Raw genomic sequence first — 21,999 nt, 5'->3', positions numbered from 1 at the left:
CGCGGCGGAACCACCATGAGACCGCTATACCTTTGGCAATGGTCGGCTCGCACGGGCGAGATCGCCTGGGCGAGGCTCGGAAACCGCGGATCGCCCCCGCGCTCCTGGCACGCACCCGTCGACGGTCACGCAGACCCGATCATTGAATTGGAGACGGGTGGAAGCTGCGCACTGAGCACGCTCGTTCGCGGAGCGACGATAGGCACCGCATTCCACGGCAAGATCGCAAGATGTCAGGAACAACCGCACTTGCAGGGTGCACGTCTCGAGGGTTTTCGAACCGGTGACGTCGCGAGCGGAGCGGCCTTTCAAGATGCTGAGGATGCAGAGCTTGCACAGCCTGCTCCGACGAGCGCGCTGATCGAGGGAATAGAGGCGCTCCCGGAAGCCTTCGTGCTCTACGATGAGCAGGACCGGATGGTCATCTGCAACGAGCAGTATCGACGGCTCTATCCGGCCGTCGCGGACATGATGACGCCCGGTGTGCGCTTCCCCGACATCGTCCACGAGAGCCTGGAGCGCGGCGTCTTCCAGATCGAGGAGGACCGCGCGCTCTGGGCCGAGCGCAGGATCTCCTTCCACCAGGCGGGAATCGGCTTCTTCGAGCAGCACCTTGCCGACGGGCGCTGGATCCAGGTCAGCGAACGGCACACGGCCTCCGGCGGCACGACGAGCATCCGCGCCGATATCACCGTGCTCAAGGAACGCGAGCGCGATCTGCGGGTGGCACGCGCACAAGCCGAGGCCGAGAGCACGGCGAGGACCGAGTTCATCGCCAAGGTCGGCCACGAGCTGCGCAATCCGCTCAACGTCATCTTCGGTATCGCCCAGCTGCTCGCCGACGAGACGATGTCGAAGCGGCATAAGGCGATGATCGGTAGCCTGTTCGGGGCTGCCCGCGCCACCCGCGACGTGCTGAACGACATCCTGGACGTCGCGCGGGTCAAGTCGGGCCACGTCGACATCAGATGGGAGGCCGTCGAATGCCGGCCAATGCTGCAGGAGATGATCAACATCGCCCGCACGATGGCCGATCAGAAGGGCTTGACTGTCCGTGCGAGGCTCGGGGCCGACCTGCCCGAGCGTATCCTGACAGATCCCAGGCGCTTGCGACAGATACTGTTCAACCTGCTGGGCAATGCGGTGAAGTACACCGCCTCCGGCGCCATCTCGATCACCTGCTCAATTCGCCGGGCAACGGCGGCCGAGACCGCGCTGAGGATCGCGATCACCGATTCCGGTCCCGGCATAGCCAGCGAGTTCAAGGAGCGGATGTTCTCGCCCTATGCGCGGCAGAAGGCACATGTGGCAGCGGGCATCGAAGGGCTCGGCCTCGGTCTTGCGATCAGTGAGGAGCTGGCGCGCGCGATCGGCGCTCGCGTCGGTGTTGAACCGGGCCCGCAGCGCGGTACGCGCGCCTGGGTCGATATTCCGATCAGGCCCGAGGCGGAGCTGCAGCACCCGCCACGCACCGCGCCGGCGAGACCTGCTGTCGCGGCCGGTCCGTCGCTCGATATCCTCGTCGTCGACGACGAGCAGGCCAATCTCATCGTGGCGGATGCGCTGCTGAAACGCCTGGGGCATCGCGTTACGACGGCTCTCGACGGCCGCAGCGCGCTGCGCAGCCTGCGCGAGAGCGGCTATCATGCGGTTCTTCTCGATATCTCGATGCCGGACATGACGGGGATCGAGGTCGCCCGGCAGATCGGCGAGGAGGAATTGGGCGGCCCGGCACTCGCCGTGATCGCGATGACCGGCAATGTGATGCCCGAGGACATCAAGGCCTATCTCGCCGCCGGCTTCACCGGATTCGTCGAGAAACCGGTCGATCTGGAGGAATTGAGCGAGACGCTCGCCGCCGCGCGCAGGGATCTCGCCGGCAGCGTGCTGCAACCGGAGGACCGTATCCGTTTTCCGCGGTCGGAGGTGGTCCGGACCTTCGACCGGACGCCGCTCGACCGCATGGTGGCGGATATCGGCCACGAAAGCGTCGCCTCGATCGTCTCGGCCGGCATCGCGGCCTTCCGGCAGACCGCTGCCGCCATTGACGACGGCGCGGGCGAGAATCTGGGACGCCTTCTCCACAACGCGCACGCGATCGCTGGATTGCTCGGCCTCGACGAGCTCTCGGCACGGAGCTCCCGGCACAAGGAGAACACTGCGCATCTCATGACCCGGCAGCAGCTCGACGCCTTGCGGAGCTGCCTGGTCAAGGCCACCACCCAGATGGAGCTCTATGCGCTGGATCTGGAGGCTGCTGCGCCGCCTCCCGGCTGACGGCCAGCTGCGGCGGAAACCAGCTTGTAGCCGCTGCCATGAACTGTCCTGAGCAGCGAGGCATCCAGCCCGAGCTCCCGCAGCTTCCGGCGCAGGCGCGAGATCCGGACATCGATGGCGCGTTCCGACTCCGGCGGCTCGCCATCGGCGATCGCATCGATGATCTGGGCGCGTGTCAGCACGCGGTCCTGGTTGCGCGTCAGGAATCTGAGCAGGGCGAATTCCGACGCGCCGAACTCGACGCTCTCACCCGAAGGCGAGACGAGCGCATAGCCTGCAAGGTCGAGCTCGCCGCCAGCGCAAGGCAGACGTGATCCGCCGGAGCGGGTGCGCTGCTGGCCACGGCGCAGAATGTTGTTCAGGCGCAGGACGAGTTCGCGCGGCTCGAAGGGCTTCGTCACGAAATCGTCGGCGCCGATCTCCAGCGCCGCTAGCCTGTCCTCCCGCCCGCTGCGCCCGGTCGCGACGATGATCGGGACGGCCGAGCGGGCTCGCAGCATGCGGGTCAGCACGATGCCGTCCTCATCGGGCAAAGTGAGGTCGACGATGATGGCGTCCCAGATCTCGCTTTCCAGCTTGCGCAGGCCCGCATTGGCTGACCCAACACGCTCGATCGCATAGCCCGCCGTCCTGAAATAGGCCGCAAGCAGGATGGCGAAGGTGTCGTCGTCCTCGATGAGGAGAAGCTTCTTGATCGCGAATGCCCTTCTTCGGTTCAGTCGACCCGGATGCTGAAACATTGTTGAAACATTTGCAACACATCCTGGAAGCTTCCCCGGCCTAACCTGCCTCACGGGTCCGTACGCGGTCCGAACGATCGGCCGTCAAGAGCTGGTCGCCAAATCAAGGGGAACAACCGTGACAGATCTGACCGTTTCGCAGTGCCGGTTGAGCCGGCGGCAGCTTCTCGCTGGAGGAACGGCGCTGGGCGCCGCCTCGCTCATTCCGGATTCGAGCCGAGCGCAAAGCGGCGAGCTCGTCGTCTCGAACTGGGGCGGCGACTGGAACGACCGCATCGTCAAAGGTTTCGAGACTCCCGCCTTCGGGGCTTCGCAGGTTCGCATCATCCACGATCTCGCCCCGGTGCCGGAGCGCAAGGCCAAGCTCCTTGCCGAGCGTCGCCTGCCGCGCGGCAGCATCGATGTGACCTGGCTCAGCGATGCCGACGCCTATGAGATGAATGCACAGGGCGCGCTGGAGACGCTCGACGCGTCTCGCATCCCGAGCAGCAAGACCATCGTCGAGAAACTCAGGCTGCCCTATCTGGTGCCCTGCATCTATGGCGGCGTGGTGATCCTCTACAATCCCGCCAAGATTCCCGAGCCGCCGACCAGCTTCGCCGATCTGTGGAATCCGAAATATGCCGGCCGCGTCGGCATCATGGACCAGCTCCATTTCAACTACATCTATGCCGCCTCGCTCGCCCATGGCGGCACGATGAGCGATGTCGGCAAGGCGTTCCCGGCCCTGCTCGACCTGAAGAAGGCGGTGCAGCCGCGCCTGTACCCGTCGCACCAGGCGCTCGCTGCCGCCTTCCAGTCCGAAGAGATCTGGATCTCGGCCAATTACAGCGCTCGCGCTGTGCAGTGGGAGGCGGAAAAGCTGCCGATCCGCTGGTCCTATCCGAAGGAAGGCGCGATCTTCATCTCCTTCGGCGCGGGCATTCCCAAGAAGGCGCGCAATCCCGAGGCAGCCTATGCCTATCTGGAAGCGATGCTGCAGCCCAAGCCGATGGGCGCGATCTCGCAGGCAACCTCGTATTCGGTCGTCACCACCAATGCCGATCTGCCAGCCGAGGATCGCAAGCGGCTCGACTTCACGTCCGACCAGATCGCGAAGCTCAACTTCGTCGACTACCCCTATGCGGCGAAGAGCGACCCGAAATGGGTCGAATGGTGGAACAAGGAATTCAAGGCTTGACCACCCTTTCTGCAGTCAACGGGACCGTTGAGGTTAGTCTGCCGGGCCGGGCGCCCCGCGCGGCCCGGCGCTCGGATGCGCGCTGGCTGCTGGCGCCGAGCCTGGCGCTGGTGCTGGCTGGTCTCGTCCTGCCGCTTTTCCTGATGGCTCGCTACAGCCTGGCCCATTTCGAGCCGGCGGCGACCGAATTCACCGGCTGGACGCTGGAGAACTTCGTCAAGTTCTTCGGCGATCCCTTCTACCTCTGGATTCTGGCCAGGACGCTGACGGTCGCGCTGAGCTGCACGGCGATCTGCCTGCTGCTCGGCGTGCCGGCGGCCTACATCATCAGCCGCATCTCCCATCGCGGCCTGAAGACAGCGCTGATCCTGGCGACGGTGATCCCGTTGCTGATGGGCAACGCCGTACGCGCCGCCGGCTGGATGGTGCTGCTCGCCGACAAGGGACTGGTGAACTCGGCCCTGATCTCCAGCGGCGTGATCAGCGAGCCGGTCCGCATCCTCTATACCGGCACGGCGGTCGTGATCGGGCTGATCGCCGTGCTCCTGCCCTTCATGATCATCTCGCTGCAGAGCGTCTTCGAGGGGATCGGGGAGGTCTATGAGGAGGCGGCGCTGACCATGGGCGCCCGCCCCTGGACGACCTTCTTCCGCGTGACGTTGCCGCTGGCGATGCCCGGCATCTTTTCCGGCTGCCTGCTGTGCTTCGTGCTCGCGGTCAACGCTTATGCCACGCCGGTCCTGATCGGCGGCCCGTCCTTCCAGATGATGGCGCCCAAGGTCTATGAGCAGGCGATCAAGATCAACAACTGGCCCTTCGCCGCCAGCCTGGCTTTCGTCCTGATGGGCGTGACCTTCGCGCTGACTGTGCTCTCCAGCATCACGCTGCAAAAACGCTACGGAGCAGTCTGACCATGCGGCGCGCCAGCATGACACCGACGCGGTCGTTCAGGCCGGTGATGATCGGCAGCTGCGTCCTGGCCTTTGTCATGGTGCTGGCGCCGCTCGCCGCGATCATCTGGGTGAGCTTCTTCGCCAACAAGATCATCAGCTTCCCGCCGACCGGCTACACGCTCGACTGGTACAAGGCCGCCTGGGACATTCCGCGCTTCCGCGACGGCTTCCTGACCAGCCTGCAGCTCGCCGTCGTCGCGACCGGTATCAGCCTCCTGGTGGGCGTGCCCGCTTCGGTGGTCCTCGCCCGCGGCCGTTTCCCCGGCCGCGAGGCGATCCAGTCGCTGCTCCTGGCGCCGCTGATCGTGCCCGGCATCGTCGCGGGCGCAGCCTTCTACATGTTCCTGATCGAGGTCGAGGTCTCGACCGGCATCCAGGTCGCCATGACCTTCACGGGCCTCGCCATCGCCCACAGCCTCATTGCCTTGCCTTGGACGGTGCGCCTGGTCACGGCCTCGCTGCTCGGGGTCGATCCCCAGCTCCGCGAGGCGGCTCTCACCATGGGCGCGCGTCCTCTCACGGCCTTCTTTCGCGTCACCTGGCCAGTGATCAAGCCGGGCGTCGTCGCCGGCGCGCTCTTCTCCTTCGTGGTGTCCTTCGTCGATCTGGAGAAATCGCTCTTCCTGGTCGGGCCGGGCACGACGACGCTGCCGATCGTCATCGTCAACTATCTCGAGTGGAGCGTCGATCCGACCATCGCCGCGGTCGCGACCGTCCAGATCGCGCTGATCGCGGCCGGGCTGATCGTCACCGACCGCTATTTCAAGCTCGCTCGCGCCTTCTGAAAGGCTCCCGATGTCACAGATTTCGCTCAAGGATGTCACCAAACGCTACGGCACGCTGACGACGGTCGACCGGGTGTCACTGGACATCGGCCAGGGCGAGTTCGTCGCCTTCCTCGGCCCCTCCGGCTGCGGCAAGACCACGACGCTGCGCATGATCGCCGGACTGACTCTGGCGAGCGAAGGCAGCGTCTGCTTCGGCGCGCGCGACGTCACCGATCTGCCGCCCTATCTGCGCAATGCCGGACTGGTGTTCCAAGGCTATGCGCTCTTCCCGCATATGAGCGTGGCGCAGAACGTCGCCTTCGGACTTGAGATGCGCAAGGTCGGCGGCGCCGAAGCCCAGCGCCGCGTCATCGAGGCGCTCGCCCTCGTCAAGCTCGACCATCTGGCCGACCGTTTGCCGAAGCAGCTCTCCGGCGGCCAGCAGCAGCGGGTCGCGCTGGCGCGGGCGATCGTCTACGAGCCGGAGGTGCTGCTGCTCGACGAGCCCTTGTCGGCGCTCGACGCCAAGCTGCGCCACGAGGTCCGGGCCGACCTTCGGCGCCTGCAGTCCAAGCTCGGCCTGACGACGATCTTCGTGACCCATGATCAGGACGAGGCGCTCAGCGTCGCCGACCGGATCGTGGTCATGTCGGCCGGAAAGGTCGAGCAGGTCGGAACACCGCGCGAGATCTATCAGCGCCCGGCCAGCCGCTTCGTCGCCGAGTTCATCGGCATGACCAACATCTTCGCCGGCGGCGTCGAACCCGGTGGACACTTCCGGACTGCCGGAGGCGAGAGCTTCGCCATCCCGGCTGGGACACGCCGGGACGGCATCTCCGCCTTTGCGGTCCGACCGGAGCAGATCGTGCTTCGCCGCGCCGCTGCGGAGGACGGTGCCGACGCCGGCTGCTTGCCGGCGACCGTCGAGGACATCGTCTACAGGGGGGCGCTGACGGAGCTGGTCGTCAGGACCGCGTCGGGCATGCCGCTGATCGTGCAACGACAGAACAGCGACCTGCCGCAGGCCGACGAACCCAGACCGGGCGATGCGGTCATCGCCTCCTGGCCGAGTGGCTCGACCATGCTGTTCTGACGGTCGCAGGACCACGGATCACCCATAGCGAAGCGAGCAGTCGGACCCGCCGGTCCGGCGAGGGACGGTGCATGCGCCGATGCCCAGGGAGGCGTGCGGATCATGGTGGAAAGACACCCGGGCTACTGCACGCTGTGCCGCTCGCGCTGCGGCTCGATCACCCTGATCGAGAACGGGCGGATGATCAGCGTGGAGCCGCGCCCAAGCCATCCGACCGGCGGCGCCCTCTGCGCCAAGGGTCGCGCCGCGCCCGAAATGGTGCACAGCCCGAAGCGCCTGACGCGGCCCTTGCGACGCATCGGCCCGAAGGATGGCGGGCCGCCGCGCTGGCGCGAGATCAGCTGGGACGAGGCGCTCGACGAGATCGCTGAAAGGCTGCTCGCGATCCGGGCGGAATCCGGGGCAGAGGCGGTCGCCTTCGCGCAGACGACCTTCAGCGGCACGCCGATCGTCGACAGCTATGACTGGGTCGAGCGCTTCATCCGCTGCTTCGGCAGCCCGAACCTGATCTATGCCGTCGAGGTCTGCGGCTGGCACAAGGATTACGCCCATGCACTGACCTTCGGCCGGGGCCTGGGCGTACCCGACTACGACAACGCCGAGCTGATCCTGCTTTGGGGACACAATCCGGCGCGGACCTGGCTGGCGCAGGCCAGTCGTATCGCCGAGGCGAGGCGGCGCGGCGCCAGGGTCGTGGTGGTCGACCCGAAGCCGGACGGTTCGGGCCAGCAGGCGGATCTTTGGCTGCGCATCCGGCCTGGCGCCGACGCCGCGCTGGCCATGGGCGCGATCCATCATCTGATCGAGACGCGCGGCTATGACGACGCCTTCGTGCGCAACTGGACCAACGCGCCTCTTCTCATCGACGAAACCAGCGGCGCTTTCGTCAAGGCGGCCGAAATCATCGATGGCGCGCCGGCGGACAGCTTCCTCGTCCTGCGTTCCGACGGTGGCGTCGCGTCCTATGACACCAGCCAGGCCTTGCCGAATGCAGCCTCGGTCCAGCTTCTTGGCCGCCGGAGCCTGCAAGCCAGGAACGGCCGAAGCCTGATGGCGGCGACGGCCTTCACTCTGCTATCCGAGCGGGCACGGGACTATCCGCTGGCGAAGGTGGCGGAGCTGACCTGGATCGACCCAGTCGAGGTCACCGCATTCTACGATCTGCTGCTGCGGGCGCCTCGCCTCGCCTATTACAGCTGGACGGGGGTGGGGCAGCACACCAACGCCACGATGACAGAGCGGGCGATCGCGACCCTCTCCGCCCTGGTCGGCTCCTGCGACCGCAAGGGTGGCAACATCTGGACGGTGCCGCCGCCGGCGCGCGCGATCAACGACATCTCGCTCCTGCCGCCGGGGCAGAAGGAGAAGGCGCTCGGGCTCGCCGAGTTGCCGCTCGGCCCGCCGGCCCATGGCTGGATCACGGCGCGCGACTTCGCCCGCGCCGCGCTGGAGCAGCAGCCCTATCGCGTCCGTGCCCTGATGAGCTTCGGCACCAATTTTGCGGTCTCGCAGATCGATACCAGCCGCAATCTCGCGGCGCTGCGCGCCCTCGAATTCCATGTCCATGCCGACATGTTCATGAACCCGACGGCGGAATGCGCCGACATCGTGCTGCCGGTCAGCATGCCCTGGGAGCGCGATGCGCTGCGCATCGGCTTCGAGATCACGCAGGAGGCGGCCGAGACCGTCCAGTTCCGCCGCAAGATGCTGCCGACGCTCGGCGAGTGCCGCGCCGACTACGACATCGTCATGGCGCTCGCCACCCGCATGGGGCTGGGCGACAGCCTTTTCGGCGGCGACATCGTCGCCGGCTGGAACCATCAGCTCGCGCCCCTCGGCGTCAGTGTGGACGACCTGCGCGAGCGGCCGGACGGCATCCGGTTCCCGCAGTCCTTCGCTTATCGCAAGTTCGCCGCCGCGGTCGAAGACGGCACGATATGCGGCTTCCAGACACCGACCCGGCGGGTCGAGCTCTACTCCGCACGCCTTCGCGAGCACGGCTATGATTCGCTTCCCGGCTTCGTGGAACCTGGCGATGGGCCGGCCTCGCCCGGGGCGCTCCCTCTGGTGCTGACGACAGCCAAGAGCGGCGTTTTCGTCCACACCTCGCACCGCCATGTCGCGTCCTTGCGCCGCAAGGCCCCGGATCCTTCGTTCGAAATCGGCCCTGCCCTGGCGGCGGCACGCGGCCTCGCCGCCGGTGACTGGGCCCGGCTGCGCACGAGGGCCGGAACCGCCCGGCTGCGCGTACGCATCAACCCTGCTCTGGATGAACGCACGGTCGTCGCCGAATTCGGCTGGTGGGAGGCCTGCGAGCCGCTCGGGCGTGACGGCGGACCGATCGAGGGCGACGACACCGGCAACGTCAACGCCGTTCTCTCGGACGAGCAGCGCGACCCGGTCAGCGGCTCGGTGCCGTTGCGCGCGGTGACCTGCGATATCGAGGCTCTACCCGAAGCCAATCGCGGTCGCTGGTCGGGAAAGCGGCGTTTCCGGGTGATGGCGACGCAGCCGATCGCCCTGGCCACCGTCGCATTGTCGCTGCGCCCGAGCGATGGCGCCGATCTGCCGGATTTCCTGCCCGGACAGCACGTTCTCCTGCGGTTGCCGGAGGGGATGGCTGCCCGGGCCTATTCGCTGACCGGCTCGTCGAGCACGCCGGGAGAGCTTTCGGTCGCTGTGCGCTGGGATCCGTCAGCGCCGCGCCCCGCTACCGCGGTCTCGCTGTCGCGCGAGGTCCAGAGTCTGCGCATTGGCGACGAGGTCCTGCTGGAGGCCCCGGCGGGCATCTTCACGCTTCCCATCCGCAGCGGGCGGCCGGTTGTCCTGCTCGCCAACGGCATCGGCATCACGCCCTTCGTCGGCTACCTTGAGACTGTTGCGCGGGCGCGGCCACAGCCGGCGCACCCGATCCATCTGCTGCACGGCTGCCGCAGCGGCGCCGAGCACCCGTTCTCCGCCCGTCTGGATGAGCTCGCCAGCGCGATCCCGTCATTGCAACGGATCACCGCCTACTCGCAGCCGAGCCAGATGGACCGACAGAGCAGCCGCTTCGATCAGGTCGGACGCCTCGATCTGTCCGCGATTGCCGGTGTGTTGACGCAGCGCCCGCTGGCCTATCTTTGTGGCTCGCCGGGGTTCACAGCGTTGATGACCGAGGAGCTCGTTCGCCTGGGCGTACCTCGCTTCGACATCTTCGCCGAAGCCTTTGCTGCGGCGGCCGAGGTTCCGAAGCAATTGTCGCCGCGCAAGATCAGGCTCGCCGGCACGCAGCAGGCCTTCGAATGGACGCCGGCAGCCGGATCGATCCTCGACGCGGCTCTCACCGCCGGCCTGCCGCTGCCGAGCGGCTGCCGTGTCGGGCAATGCGAAAGCTGCATGGTTCGGATCGTCGAAGGGCGCTTCGCCCATCTTGCCCCATTCGACGGCGAGCCCGACCAGTGCCTGACCTGCCAGGCGATCCCCTTGTCCGATCTCGTCATCGCCAGATGAGCACGAGACCGCGCAACGGACGAATGCATAGCAACGGCTGCCGGGACTGCTGCAGGCGTGAAGTATCGATTCAAGCCCTCGGGCAAGATGCGGTGACGGAGCGATAAGTCGCGCAGGGGGCGGCGTTCGTTCGCCATCTGGGGCGAAGTCTGGTTTCAGATACCAGGTTAGAGGAGCTTCGCGCGCGGGTCGTGCTTCGCCAGGCGGCCGAGCAGGTAGTCGACCTCGGCCTTGGCCGCGGCGGTGAGGCCGGGGCCCGGCTTGCGCTGCGCGTCGCTCGCCAGGATGCCGCGCTTCATCATCACGTATTTGCGCACGGCCAGGCCGACACCCTGCTGCTGCTCATAGCGCAGCAGCGGCAGATGCGCGTCGAAGATGTCGTGTGCGTCGTCGCGGCGGCCGGCCTTGCTGGCGTTGACCACGTCGATCAGCAATTCCGGGAAGGCATAGCCGGTATTGGCGCCGTCGGCACCGCGCTCCATCTCGAAATCGAGGAAGAGCCCGCCATTGCCGGTGAGGATGGCGACGCGCCGGAGCGAGCCCTCGGCCTCGAACCTGCGCAGCGTCGCAATCTTCTCCAGCCCCGGCCAGTCCTCATGCTTCAGCATCACGCAGGACGGATTGTCCTGGATGATCTTGCGGATCACCGCCGGCGTCATCACCACCGAGAGCGTCAGCGGATAGTCCTGGATGACGAAAGGGATGTCGGTGCCGATCGCCTCGACGGCCTGCGCGTAATAGCCGGTGATCTGGTCGTCGGTGCGCAGCGAGGTGGGCGGGGCGATCATCACGCCGCCAGCGCCGAGCTCCATGACCTGGCGGGCGAGCGAGCGCATCGCTGCGAAGCCCGGGGCGGAGACGCCGACGATGATCGGCTTGGCCCCCATCTTCGCCACGGCGCGCTTGACCAGGCCGAGCGATTCCTCGGGCTCGAGCTTGGGCGCCTCGCCCATGATGCCGAGCACGGTGACGCCATCCGAGCCGATGCCGGCATAGAACTCGAAGAGCCGCTCCGCCGAAGTCCAGTCGACGCTGCCATCCGGATGGAACGGCGTCGGCGCGATCGGGAAGACGCCGGCGGCGTCGGGGGTCAGGCGCATGGGGTGTCCTTCAGATGCTGGCGATCAGCCCGCCATCCACCCGGATGACTGAGCCATTGACATAGGACGCCGCCGTGCTGGCGAGGAAGGCGACGACATTGGCGTATTCCTGCGGCTCGCCATAGCGGCCCACCGGAATCGAGGCTGTAGAGGCCGCAGAGACCTCCGCCACGGATTTGCCCTCGCGCTTGGCGCGCTGCTCGTCGAGGAAACGGATGCGGTCGGTCGCGATCCGCCCCGGCAGGACGATGTTGGCGGTGACGCCGTCGCGGGCGACTTCGCCGGCCAGGGTCTTCGACCAGCCGACGAGGGACAGGCGCAGCGCGTTCGAGACGGCGAGATTGGGGATGGGTGCGACGACGCCGGAGGATGTGGATGTGATGATCCGCCCCCAGCCGCGCGCTCGCATGCCCGGCAGCACGCGATCGGTCAGCGCGATCACCGAGACCACCATGCCCTGGAAATGTTTCTGCCAGAGCGCGGGATCCTGTCCTGCCGCGGGTGTCGGCGGCGGGCCGCCGGTATTGTTGATCAGGATGTCGACGCCGCCGAAACGCGCCTCGATGGCCGCGACATGGTGCTCGATCGCGGCCAGGTCGGCGAGGTCCCAGACCAGTTCAAGCGCCTCGCCGCCGGCCGCCTTCACCGCCGCGGCGGCCTTCGCCAGCGCCGTCGCATCGAGATCGGCAAGCGCCAGCCGAGCCCCCTCCCGCGCCAAGGTGAGCGCGATCGCGCCGCCGAGGCCGCCGCCGGCCCCCAGCACCAGCGCCGTCCTGCCCTTCAGTCCGAGATCCATGAGATCCTCACCTCGTGCGGCGCTGCCGGAACGGCGCGCCCTCCTCTTCCGCTTGCTCGCGCGTTGCTGCGGCGATGCGACGAAGATAATCGGCCTTGCTCGATTGCATGTGGTCGACGCTGAGCTGGGCGAAGGCCCAGATGTCCCGGCCGGTCAGAAGCTCGATCATCAGCTCATGTTGCGAGATCGACAGCCGCAGGCCCTCCGCATCCGCCAGGTTCTTGGCGCGCATCGGCAGCGTCAGGTCCATATAGTCCTGCAGCGTCCGCACGAGATAAGGATTGCCGCAGGCCTCGAACAAGGCGATGTGGAAGGCGTCATTGGCGTCGTGGACGCCGCGCAGGTCGAGACGGTCGGCCTGTTCGCGATAGGCGGCCTGCAGGCCGCGCAGCCGCTCGATCAAAGCGGGCGGCGCCGGTAGCGGGATCATCAGCGCGGCCTGACGCGTCAGCATCTCGCGCACATCGTAGATCTGCCGAACCTCGTCCTGCGAGTAGCTTCGGACGGTCGCGCCGATATTCTTCTCGCGCCGCACGATGCCGCGACGCTCCATCTCGACCAGCGACTGCCGCACGAAATGACGCGAGGCGTCGTAGCGTGCCATCAGCATGTCCTCGGTGAGCCGCGCCCCCGGCGCCAGACGCCCGAAGATGATGTCCTCCTCCAGATGCGCGATGACCTTGTCGACGTCGTCGCGCGGCAGGCTGGCGATGGTCTGGTCGTGCTCGCGCATCAGCGCATCTCCTGAAGGCCGGCGAGACGATAGCAGTCTTCCACCAGCGCGAGCGTCTGCAGATTGTCCTCCGGCCCGGTCTCGAAGGGGCTGCCATCGGCGAGGCGCGCAACGAAATGCGCGATCGTCGCGTCATAGGAGCCCTGATAGACCGCAGCCGCGTCGAAGCTTTGCTGGCGGGGCGCGGCGCCCGCAAGGCTCAGCTCGCCGCCCTCCAGCGTCAGCGCGCCTTTCGGTCCCAGGATTTCCAGGCGATCGACGGCCCCGGCGGGATGACCATGGGCCGCGAAGCTGGCGAAGACCTGTACCGCTAGCCCGCCTTCGCCGCGAAGCTGCACGATCGCTGTGTCCTCGCCGCTGAGCTCGGGGCAGGTCCGGTTCATGCTGCAGGCCGTGACCTCGAGCGGGCCGAGCAGCATGCGCAGCGTGTCGAGGTGATGGATCAGGATCTCCGCGACGAGCATCCGCCGCTCATGCCGGATGAAGGGCTGGCGCTCCAGCGCCGGATAGCGTCCCTCGGCACCCGGCAACGCCCCGCTGCTGACCAGAGCCAGCCGCGCCGCGAAAGGCGCGCCGACGGCTCCGGCGCGGAGCCAGGCGGCCGCCTCGCGGTAGCTTGCGCGAAAGCGCCAGTTCTCGTGGACCATCAGCCGCGTGCCGAGCGGCAGGCCGGCGGCCAGCTCCGTCGCCTCGGGCAGCGTCGGCGCCAGCGGCTTCTGGCAGAGGATGGCGAGGCCATGGCGTGCCGCAAGCCGCGCGAGCTCGGCATGGACTGCCCGCGGCGCCGCGATGTCGACCGCGTCGAGACCGTTTGCCGCCAGCATCGCGGCCGCGTTCTCATATCCCTGCGGGATGCCGAACTCGATCATCCGTGCCGAGCGCGCGGATGAGGACGGGTCGGCGATGGCGACGATTTCGGCCTTGTCGCGCAGTGCTGCCCAGGCGCGCAGATGATACTGCGTTACCCAGCCGGCCCCGATCAGCCCGACGCGCAATCTGTTTGTCATTGCGCGGTCCCGATCGCATGGCGCGGAACTGCATCGACGGCGCTGATCTGGGCGGGAATGGCCTTGCCCGTTGCCTTGTCGAACAGATAGCCGGCTGAGGCGGGAAAATGCAGCTCGACCAGTTCACCCGGCCGCGCGGTCACATCGCGCGGCAGGCGCGCTGTGCACTCGACACCGCCTTCGGTCTCGACGGCGAGCAGGGTTTCGGCGCCAAGCGGTTCGACCGCGAAGACGCGGCCGCGGATGCTCCCGCCACCCGCCCCGGCTGCTGCGGCGTCGAGATGCAGATCTTCAGCACGCACCCCGAAGATCGCCTCGCGCCCCATATGCGGCGCGCGTGCCGCCTCGCTCCAGCGGGAAAGCGGCCCGCTGACGGTCTCGCCTCCAATCCGCTCGCCATCCGTGGCAACCGGCAGGGTGAACAGGTTCATCGGGGGCGCGCCGAGGAAGCGGGCGACGAAGGTGTCCGCCGGATGCCAGTAGACATCGAGCGGCGCGCCGATCTGCGCGACCTTGCCGCCGTTCATCACGCAGATGCGGGTGCCCATGGTCATCGCCTCGACCTGGTCGTGCGTGACATAGATCATCGTCGAGGCGAGGCGGTGATGCTGGCGGATCAATTCGTTGCGGGTGTTGACCCGCAGGGCCGCGTCGAGATTGGAGAGGGGCTCGTCGAATAGGAAGACGATCGGCTCGCGGACCATGGCGCGACCGAGGGCGACGCGCTGGCGCTGGCCGCCGGAGAGCGCGTGCGGCTTGCGCTCCAGCAATGGCGACAGGCCGAGGATCTGCGCGGCATCCGCGACCCGGCGCGTGATCTCCGCCGCCGGCACGCGCCGGCGCTTCAGCCCGAAGGCGAGGTTCTCCGCCACCGTCATATGCGGGTAGAGCGCATAGGACTGGAACACCATGGCGATGTCCCGGTCCTTGGCCGGGACATTGTTGACGACGCGCCCGTCGATCGAGAGCGTGCCGGACGAGATGTCCTCCAGCCCTGCGATCATGCGCAAAGTCGTCGACTTGCCGCAGCCGGAAGGGCCGAGCAGCACCATGAACTCGCCATCGCCGATGGTGATGTCGACATTGTCGACAGCCACGGGGCCGGAGCCGCCATAGCGCTTGCAGATATTGTCGAGCTGGACGATCGCCATATCGGTGTTTGACCTCTACTTGACCGCCCCGGCCGTCATGCCGCGGATCAGCTTCTCGGAGAAGAAGGCATAGGCCAGGATCACGGGGATGACCGAGATCATCACCCCGGCGGCGATCATGCCGATGTCCTGGAAGTGGTCGCCCATGAAGGCGCGGATACCGATCGGCAGCGTGCGCTTCTCGGGATCGGTGATCAGCACGACGGCGAACAGGAACTCGTTCCAGAGCTGGATGAAGTTCAGGATCAGCGTCGTCGCGATCGCCGGCATGCCGATCGGCAGGACGATGCGCCGGAAGATCTCGATGTCGCCATAGCCGTCCATCTTGGCGGCGTCGAACAGGTCCTGCGGGATGCGGGCGAAGAAGCCCTCCAGCAGATAGACCGTCAGCGGCAGCTGCAGCGAGATGTAGACCAGCGTCAGCCCGATGAGACTGTTGTAGAGATTGTAGTCGACCAGGATCTGGTAGAGCGAGATCAGCGTGATCTGCGGCGGGAAGATGATCGACGAGAACAGGATGCCGTAGAGCACGCGGTTGCCGCGGAAGCGGTAGCGCGCCAGGGCGTGGGCCGCCGCCGCCCCGACCAGCGTCACCACAGCGACGGCCGTGACGACCACGAGCGCCGAGTTCCAGAAATAGGCGGCGAAGTTCGAGTCGACCCAGGCGATGCGGAACTGCTCCCAGCGCACCGGGCTCGGCCAGGCATAGTGATTGGCCGAGATCTCGCCGGTGTTGCGCACCGACATGGTCGCGAGCCACAGGAACGGGCCGAGCGTATAGGCCGTGTAGGCGCCGATCACGAGCGCGAGCGCGCCGCGGCCGAACAGCCGGGGCATCTGTCGATGGGTCTGCATCGTCAGTACTCCAGCCGATCTTTGGACTTGAACGCCTTGTTCAAGAGGATCACCGCGGCGCAGACGACGCCGAACCACACCGTCGCGATCGCCGACGGATAGCCGAGGTCGAAGGTGTTCCAGTTGAAGGCGCGCTTGTAGACATAGGTCGAGACGGTCTCGGTCGCCCAGAGCGGGCCGCCGCCGGTCATGATCCAGACCAGGTCGAAGACCTTCATCTTGCCGATGAAGGCGAGCACGTAGAGGTTCAGCAGCGTCGGCTTGAGCATCGGCACGATGATGTGGCGCAGCTTCGCGCCCCAGCCGCAATTGTCGAGCTCGGCCGCTTCCAGCACCTCCGAGGGCAGCGAGTGGATCGCCGCTAGGCAGACCACCATGTTGAAGCCGGCCCATTTCCAGGCATGCGTCACCATCACGGATGCGAGCGCGAAATTCGGGTCGCCCAGCCAGGAGCGGGCCCAGCCGTCGAGGCCGACGGCCCGCAGCGCGACGTTCACCACGCCCCAGTCGTAGTTGTAGATCCACATCCACAGGATCGCGACGACGACATAGGAAAGCAGGACAGGCGTGAACCAGGCGATCCTGAGGAAGCGCGCGAAAGGCACGCCGGCATAGAGCGCCAGCGCCAGGAGCAGCCCGGTCGTCACGTCGAGAACGGGCGCGACGAAGGACCAGATGAAGGTGTTGCGCACCGCCACCCAGAAGGTCTCGTCCTGCAGCAGTGCGGCATAGTTGGCCAAGCCGACCGGGATGCGCTCCAGCCCTTCGATGGTGAAGAAGCTGTCATAGATCGTGCGGAAGGCGGGATAGGCCGTCAGCCCGACATAGACCAGCAAAGCCGGGAGCAGGAAGACGAGCAGGACGGGAAAGCTCGCCCGGCGCGGATCCGAGAAGCTCCGGGCGAGCGGCGCGCCCGAAGCGCGCGCCGTTGCCGAAACCTCTGCGCTGGTCAGTTGGACCGTCATCGCATCACTTCTTCAGGCAGGCCGCGTCCATCTTCTCAGCCGCGTCGGCGACGCTGATCAGACTGGCCGGGAAAGCGTTGTTCATCACCTGCGTATAGGTCTCGGCGCATTTCGCCCGATAGTGGAACAGCGGCGTGCCGAAGAAGTACTTCACGCCGGTGTTCCGCGCGTTCAGCTCCTTGAAATATGCCTCGCGCGGCGACTTGATCTTGTCCGGGTCGGATTTGAGACCGGTCTGGAGCGAGACCTGCTCCATCCATTTCGTGCCGTTCTCGACGGTCGCCATCGACTTGAGCAAGGCGCCGGCGCAATCCTTGTTCTTGCTCTTGGAATAGAGGACGTAGCTGCCGGCGACCGCGAGGGTCTTGCAACTCGGACAGTCGCCCTTGTCCATCGCCGGGAACTGCATGATGCCGAGCGGGAAGTCCGTCGGCATGCCGCCGCTCTCCGGCGGGGCGAAGGCGCGGCCGGTGAACCAGCTCGGATCGGGGAAGGTCAGCGCGCCGGGCTTCTGGTAGAAATAATAATGCGACTCGCCGAGCTTCAGCGTCGCGAAGCTCTTCGGATAGGCGCCGGCATCGACGAGTTCCCTGACCCAACCCATCACCTCGACGATGCGCGGATCCTTGTAGGAGAGCTCGCCCGCCATCAGCTTGCCGTAGTCCTCGGCGCCGAGCCGGCGCAGGAGCGACTCGTAGAGCAGGAACCCGCCGGGGAAGGGCCGGTCGCCCACGCCTTGCGACACCGGCGTGATGCCGGCCGCGACGCCCTTCTTCACGAGATCGGTGAACTGCGCCTGGGTGAGCTGGGCCGACGCCGGCACGTCGATGCCGACCTTCTTCACCAGATCCTTGTTGTAATAGAGCTCGACCGTATAGGCCTCGACCGGAACACCGTAGACCTTGCCCTTCGATGTCCAGGCCGGCTTTGCCCAGTCCTCGAGCCCCTTCAGGTCGATATGGGCATCGAGCGGCTCAAGGAAGCCGCCGGCCAGAAACTCCGGCTGGTCCGGCTCCATGTAGAAGATGTCGGGTGCCTGCCCGGTGCGCACAGCCGACTTCGCCTGCGTGTAGATGTCGGCCTTGGGGATGAAGCTGAGCTTCACCGAGCACTGCTTGTTGGCGTCCTCGAACTCCTTCACCCGGGCGGACACCCAGTCCTTCTTGGCCGGCTCGTCCGGCCAGTTCGACCACATGGTGACCTGGGTCTGCGCCTGTGCCGCGCTCGCCGTGGCGACCACGAACAAGGCGGCGTTGAGACTTGCCCTCACTGTCATCACGATTTCCTCCCCAGTTGACCTTCTTGTTGGCCGCAGCTAGGCCGAGGGAAATCAGATTGTCAATAACATAATTCTGAATTGCCGGATTATTGCTGCCGCAACGTCGAGTGAGCGCATCATTATTGACAATCATTGCGCTCGAAGCGATAGCTTCCACTCAGCCGGCACGGACCGGCGCTGGAGGAACGAGATGAGCAAAGGGCTGCGCAAGGGCCTGACGAGCTATGGCGATGCGGGCTTCTCGCTGTTCCTGCGGAAGGCCTTCATCAAGGCGATGGGCTATTCCGACGACGCGCTCGACCGGCCGATTGTCGGCATCACCAACACCTACAGCGACTACAACCCCTGTCACGGCAACGCGCCCGCCCTGATCGAGGCCGCCAAGCGCGGAGTCATGCTGGCGGGCGCGATGCCGATGGTGTTCCCGACCATCTCGATCCATGAGAGCTTCGCCCATCCGACCTCGATGTTCCTGCGCAACCTGATGGCGATGGACACCGAGGAGATGATCCGCGCTCAGCCGATGGACGCAGTGATCGTCATCGGCGGCTGCGACAAGACCTTGCCGGCGCAGATCATGGCGGCAGCCAGCGTCGACCTGCCGACGGTCGTGATCCCGGTCGGCCCGATGGTGGTGGGCCATCACAAGGGCGAGGTGCTCGGCGCCTGCACCGATTGCCGCCGGCTCTGGAGCGCGCATCGCGCCGGCGAGATCGACGCCGCCGAGATCGAGGTTGTGAACGGACGCCTCGCGCCGTCGGTCGGCACTTGCATGGTGATGGGCACGGCCTCGACCATGGCCTGCATCACCGAAACGATGGGCCTGTCGCTGCCAATGAGCGCGACGATCCCGGCCCCGCATGCCGAGCGCGTGCGCCTCGCCGAGGCGAGCGGCCGACGCGCCGCCGAGATGGCGGTGAGCGGCGGGCCGAAGCCGAGCGAGCTGATGACGCCCGCATCCTTCCGCAACGCGCAGGTGGTGATGCAGGCGATCGGCGGCTCGACCAACGGCCTGATCCACCTCACCGCCATGGCCAACCGCGCCGGCGTCGCGATCGATCTCAAGACCTTCGACGCGATCGGCCGGGAGGTGCCGGTGCTGGTCGATCTCAAGCCCTCGGGCGAGCATTACATGGAGCATTTCCACCATGCCGGCGGCGTGCCGAAGCTCCTGCGCGAACTCGGCGCCCTGATCGATCTCGAGGCGAGGACGGTGGCGGGTGGCACGCTGCGCGAGATCGTCGCCGCTGCCGAGGAGGTGCCGAGCCAGAATGTGATCCGCGGCGCCGCGAGCCCGATCAAGCCGGTTGGGGCCATGGCCGTGCTGCGCGGCAACCTCGCGCCGCGCGGCGCGCTGATCAAGCACTCGGCCGCGACGCCGCGCCTGCTGACCCATACCGGCCGCGCGGTGGTGTTCGACTCCGTGGCCGACATGGCCGCGCGCATCGACGACCCCGCTCTGGACGTGACTGCCGAGGACATTCTTGTCCTGCGCAATGCCGGTCCCAAGGGCGCGCCCGGCATGCCCGAGGCCGGCTATCTGCCGATCCCGAAGAAGCTCGGCCGGCAGGGCGTCAAGGACATGGTGCGGATCTCGGACGCGCGCATGAGCGGCACGGCCTTCGGTACGATCGTGCTGCACATCACCCCGGAAGCGGCCGATGGCGGCCCGCTCGCCCTGGTCGAGAGCGGCGACATGATCCGCCTCGACGTGTCCGCACGCAGCATCGAGCTCCTGGTCGACGAGGCCGAGTTCGTCCGCCGCCGCGCGGCGCTGCCGCCGCCGCCTCCTCGCCCCGCCTGGGCCGAGCGCGGCTATGCGCGGCTGTTCCATGACAGCGTGACCCAGGCCGACGAGGGCTGCGATTTCGACTTCATGATGCGGCCGAAAGGCTGACGGGGAGCTGACACGATGTGGCAGCCTGCCGAGCGCTATCCCGATCCCGCCATCGAGGCCCTGGATGCCTCGTTCGAGCGCTACCGGCTGTTCAACGCCGCCGTCGAGCGGCTCTACACCGGCTGCCGCTGGAGCGAAGGTCCGGTCTGGTTCGGCGATGCCCGTCACCTGCTATGGAGCGACATTCCCAACAATCGCATCCTGAAATGGGACGAGGAGACTGGCGCGGTTGCGCCCTACCGTGCTCCCTCCGGCTATGCCAACGGCAACACGCGCGATCGCCGCGGGCGGCTGGTCACCTGCGAGCATGGCGGCCGACGCGTCACCCGCACCGAGCCGGACGGGTCGCTCACGGTGCTGGCCGAGAGTTTCGACGGCAAGCGGCTGAACTCGCCCAACGATGTCGTGGTCAAGTCGGACGGCTCGATCTGGTTCAGCGATCCGGTCTTCGGCATCGCCGGGCATTACGAGGGCGAGCGCGCCGAGTCGGAGCTGCCCCAGCATGTCTACCGGCTCGATCCGGACGCCGGCACGCTCGAGATCGTGGTGGAGGATCTGCGCGGGCCGAACGGGCTCTGCTTCTCACCGGATGAAAGCGTGCTCTACATCGTCGAATCCCGCGCCGCCCCGCACCGCCGCATCCTTGCCTATGACGTCGTCGGCCGTGGACTCTCCAACCAGCGCGTCTTCATCGACGCCGGGCCTGGCGGCACGCCGGACGGATTGCGGTGCGACGTCGATGGCAATCTCTGGTGCGGCTGGGGCATGGGCCGCGACGAGCTCGATGGCGTGATGGTCTTCAATGCCGGCGGCCGCGCCATCGGTCGCGTCCGCCTGCCCGAACGGTGCGCCAATCTCTGCTTCGGTGGTAAGGCGAGGAACCGACTGTTCATGGCTGCCAGCCGTTCGCTCTATGCTCTCTACATCAATACCCAGGGCGTCGTAGGAGGCTAGGCGATGCGAGAGCTGCGCCGGCAAGCGCTTGATGGCAGCTCTGCGCATTTGATCGACTTCGATGGCGAGGCCGGCTACTGCCTGACCTGCCAGGCTGTTCCGTTGTCGGGCCTCACACTTTCAGTTTGACGCAGATCAGCTCTGCTGGCGTGCCCGATCCCCATGACGAGAAAAATTTGAGGAATGATAGGCCTGCCTCCAGATTGTTCGCAGGCAGGGGCCCCTTCGTCTAGTTGCTGACCGTCGCGAAGCTGTTTCAGAACCTCCGCGACTTGAATGAGCAGGAATGTCGGCTCCGTGACGAGTGTGCTGAACGATGCGCCGCATTGGCAGCGCGCTATACCCGGACGCTGCCAATCTCCCAGGCTCCCACCACACAGCGCTCAGTCAAAAAGCACTGATGGAGCGGGCAGCTGACGTCCCCTACCTTATGCGAATCGAACGTGTAGACCAACGTTAGAAAGATCACCGGTCTCCCCGTTAGAGATGTCGCTCGTGCTGAGTGCTGGCTTGCTGGGAGCTTCGCGTGATGACGGTGGTGTCGATGGAGCAAACGATCTCTGCGCGTTGCCACCCGCCTCGAGCCAAGGCTCGATGCCACTCAGAAAAGCCGCGGCATACGGTTCGAGATCACGCTTGACGTCTGCTGGCCCGGCGGCGAGCTCGCGACCACCGGCCCACTGCCAACCGTCCCAGCCTGCCTCAATTTGTATCTCACTGGTTAGATACTTAATTGACGCGGTGATGAGCGCGCGTTAGC

General features: G+C 66.6%; 17 protein-coding genes. 8 read left to right on the top strand and 9 right to left on the bottom strand.

The window, feature by feature from the left end; genetic code table 11:
• Positions 1 to 15 precede the first annotated feature (15 nt).
• Entirely contained in the window at positions 16 to 2,277 is a 2,262-nt protein-coding gene (locus ACSQ24_RS25925) for a response regulator (RefSeq protein ID WP_436097473.1), read from the top strand.
• Here the strand turns inward: ACSQ24_RS25925 and ACSQ24_RS25920 are convergent.
• Complete coding sequence (locus tag ACSQ24_RS25920; protein WP_436097472.1) at positions 2,235 to 3,017, bottom strand: response regulator transcription factor; 783 nt, start codon at positions 3,015 to 3,017, stop codon at positions 2,235 to 2,237. The two genes, ACSQ24_RS25925 and ACSQ24_RS25920, sit on opposite strands and share 43 nt — an antisense overlap.
• Before the next feature lie 118 nt (positions 3,018 to 3,135).
• On the opposite strand from ACSQ24_RS25920, the gene ACSQ24_RS25915 reads away from it, so the two are divergent.
• The 5 genes from ACSQ24_RS25915 (at position 3,136) to ACSQ24_RS25895 (ending at position 10,502) form a co-directional block, all read left to right on the top strand.
• The gene (locus ACSQ24_RS25915; protein WP_436097471.1) at positions 3,136 to 4,197 is read left to right on the top strand and encodes an ABC transporter substrate-binding protein; all 1,062 of its coding nucleotides are present in this window, start codon (positions 3,136 to 3,138) and stop codon (positions 4,195 to 4,197) included.
• Positions 4,194 to 5,108 (top strand): ABC transporter permease, encoded by a 915-nt coding sequence (locus tag ACSQ24_RS25910; protein WP_436097470.1) that lies wholly within the window; start codon positions 4,194 to 4,196, stop codon positions 5,106 to 5,108. Before ACSQ24_RS25915 ends, ACSQ24_RS25910 begins: the two co-directional genes overlap by 4 nt.
• A gap of 2 nt (positions 5,109 to 5,110) precedes the next feature.
• Positions 5,111 to 5,935 (top strand): ABC transporter permease, encoded by an 825-nt coding sequence (locus ACSQ24_RS25905; RefSeq protein ID WP_436097469.1) that lies wholly within the window; start codon positions 5,111 to 5,113, stop codon positions 5,933 to 5,935.
• Between the two features lie 10 nt (positions 5,936 to 5,945).
• Positions 5,946 to 7,010, top strand: coding sequence for an ABC transporter ATP-binding protein (locus ACSQ24_RS25900; protein ID WP_436097468.1), 1,065 nt, complete (start codon positions 5,946 to 5,948; stop codon positions 7,008 to 7,010).
• Positions 7,011 to 7,112: 102 nt separating this feature from the next.
• Positions 7,113 to 10,502: a molybdopterin-dependent oxidoreductase gene (locus tag ACSQ24_RS25895; protein WP_436097467.1), complete on the top strand. Its 3,390-nt coding sequence runs from the start codon at positions 7,113 to 7,115 to the stop codon at positions 10,500 to 10,502.
• A gap of 167 nt (positions 10,503 to 10,669) precedes the next feature.
• Here the strand turns inward: ACSQ24_RS25895 and ACSQ24_RS25890 are convergent, their stop codons facing one another.
• The 8 genes from ACSQ24_RS25890 to ACSQ24_RS25855 are packed head-to-tail and all read right to left on the bottom strand — an operon-like array spanning position 10,670 to position 18,385.
• Entirely contained in the window at positions 10,670 to 11,602 is a 933-nt protein-coding gene (locus tag ACSQ24_RS25890; RefSeq protein ID WP_436097466.1) for a dihydrodipicolinate synthase family protein, read from the bottom strand.
• A gap of 10 nt (positions 11,603 to 11,612) precedes the next feature.
• Positions 11,613 to 12,398, bottom strand: a complete 786-nt coding sequence (locus ACSQ24_RS25885) for an SDR family oxidoreductase (protein WP_436097465.1) — start codon at positions 12,396 to 12,398, stop codon at positions 11,613 to 11,615.
• 7 nt (positions 12,399 to 12,405) lie between these two features.
• The gene (locus ACSQ24_RS25880) at positions 12,406 to 13,131 is read right to left on the bottom strand and encodes a GntR family transcriptional regulator (RefSeq protein WP_436097464.1); all 726 of its coding nucleotides are present in this window, start codon (positions 13,129 to 13,131) and stop codon (positions 12,406 to 12,408) included.
• Positions 13,131 to 14,138, bottom strand: a complete 1,008-nt coding sequence (locus tag ACSQ24_RS25875) for a Gfo/Idh/MocA family protein (protein WP_436097463.1) — start codon at positions 14,136 to 14,138, stop codon at positions 13,131 to 13,133. The genes ACSQ24_RS25880 and ACSQ24_RS25875 overlap by 1 nt, the downstream gene beginning before the upstream one ends.
• The gene (locus tag ACSQ24_RS25870; RefSeq protein WP_436097462.1) at positions 14,135 to 15,289 is read right to left on the bottom strand and encodes an ABC transporter ATP-binding protein; all 1,155 of its coding nucleotides are present in this window, start codon (positions 15,287 to 15,289) and stop codon (positions 14,135 to 14,137) included. The genes ACSQ24_RS25875 and ACSQ24_RS25870 overlap by 4 nt, the downstream gene beginning before the upstream one ends.
• A gap of 15 nt (positions 15,290 to 15,304) precedes the next feature.
• A complete protein-coding gene (locus tag ACSQ24_RS25865) occupies positions 15,305 to 16,144 on the bottom strand; it encodes a carbohydrate ABC transporter permease (RefSeq protein WP_436097461.1) in 840 nt (279 codons plus the stop codon).
• Between the two features lie 2 nt (positions 16,145 to 16,146).
• The gene (locus ACSQ24_RS25860) at positions 16,147 to 17,109 is read right to left on the bottom strand and encodes a carbohydrate ABC transporter permease (protein ID WP_436097460.1); all 963 of its coding nucleotides are present in this window, start codon (positions 17,107 to 17,109) and stop codon (positions 16,147 to 16,149) included.
• 4 nt (positions 17,110 to 17,113) lie between these two features.
• The gene (locus ACSQ24_RS25855; protein ID WP_436097459.1) at positions 17,114 to 18,385 is read right to left on the bottom strand and encodes an ABC transporter substrate-binding protein; all 1,272 of its coding nucleotides are present in this window, start codon (positions 18,383 to 18,385) and stop codon (positions 17,114 to 17,116) included.
• Between the two features lie 193 nt (positions 18,386 to 18,578).
• Between ACSQ24_RS25855 and ACSQ24_RS25850 the strand changes: the two genes are divergently transcribed.
• Together ACSQ24_RS25850 and ACSQ24_RS25845 are read left to right on the top strand one after the other, a co-directional pair.
• Entirely contained in the window at positions 18,579 to 20,285 is a 1,707-nt protein-coding gene (locus tag ACSQ24_RS25850; RefSeq protein WP_436097458.1) for an IlvD/Edd family dehydratase, read from the top strand.
• Between the two features lie 15 nt (positions 20,286 to 20,300).
• Entirely contained in the window at positions 20,301 to 21,239 is a 939-nt protein-coding gene (locus ACSQ24_RS25845; protein WP_436097457.1) for an SMP-30/gluconolactonase/LRE family protein, read from the top strand.
• Positions 21,240 to 21,999 lie beyond the last annotated feature (760 nt).

The organism is Allobosea sp. LjRoot237, assembly GCF_964253285.1.
Taxonomy (GTDB): Bacteria; Pseudomonadota; Alphaproteobacteria; order Rhizobiales; family Beijerinckiaceae; genus Allobosea.
The sequence above is the reverse complement of the archived record's forward strand: the minus strand, read 5'-3'. Positions and strand labels throughout refer to the sequence as shown.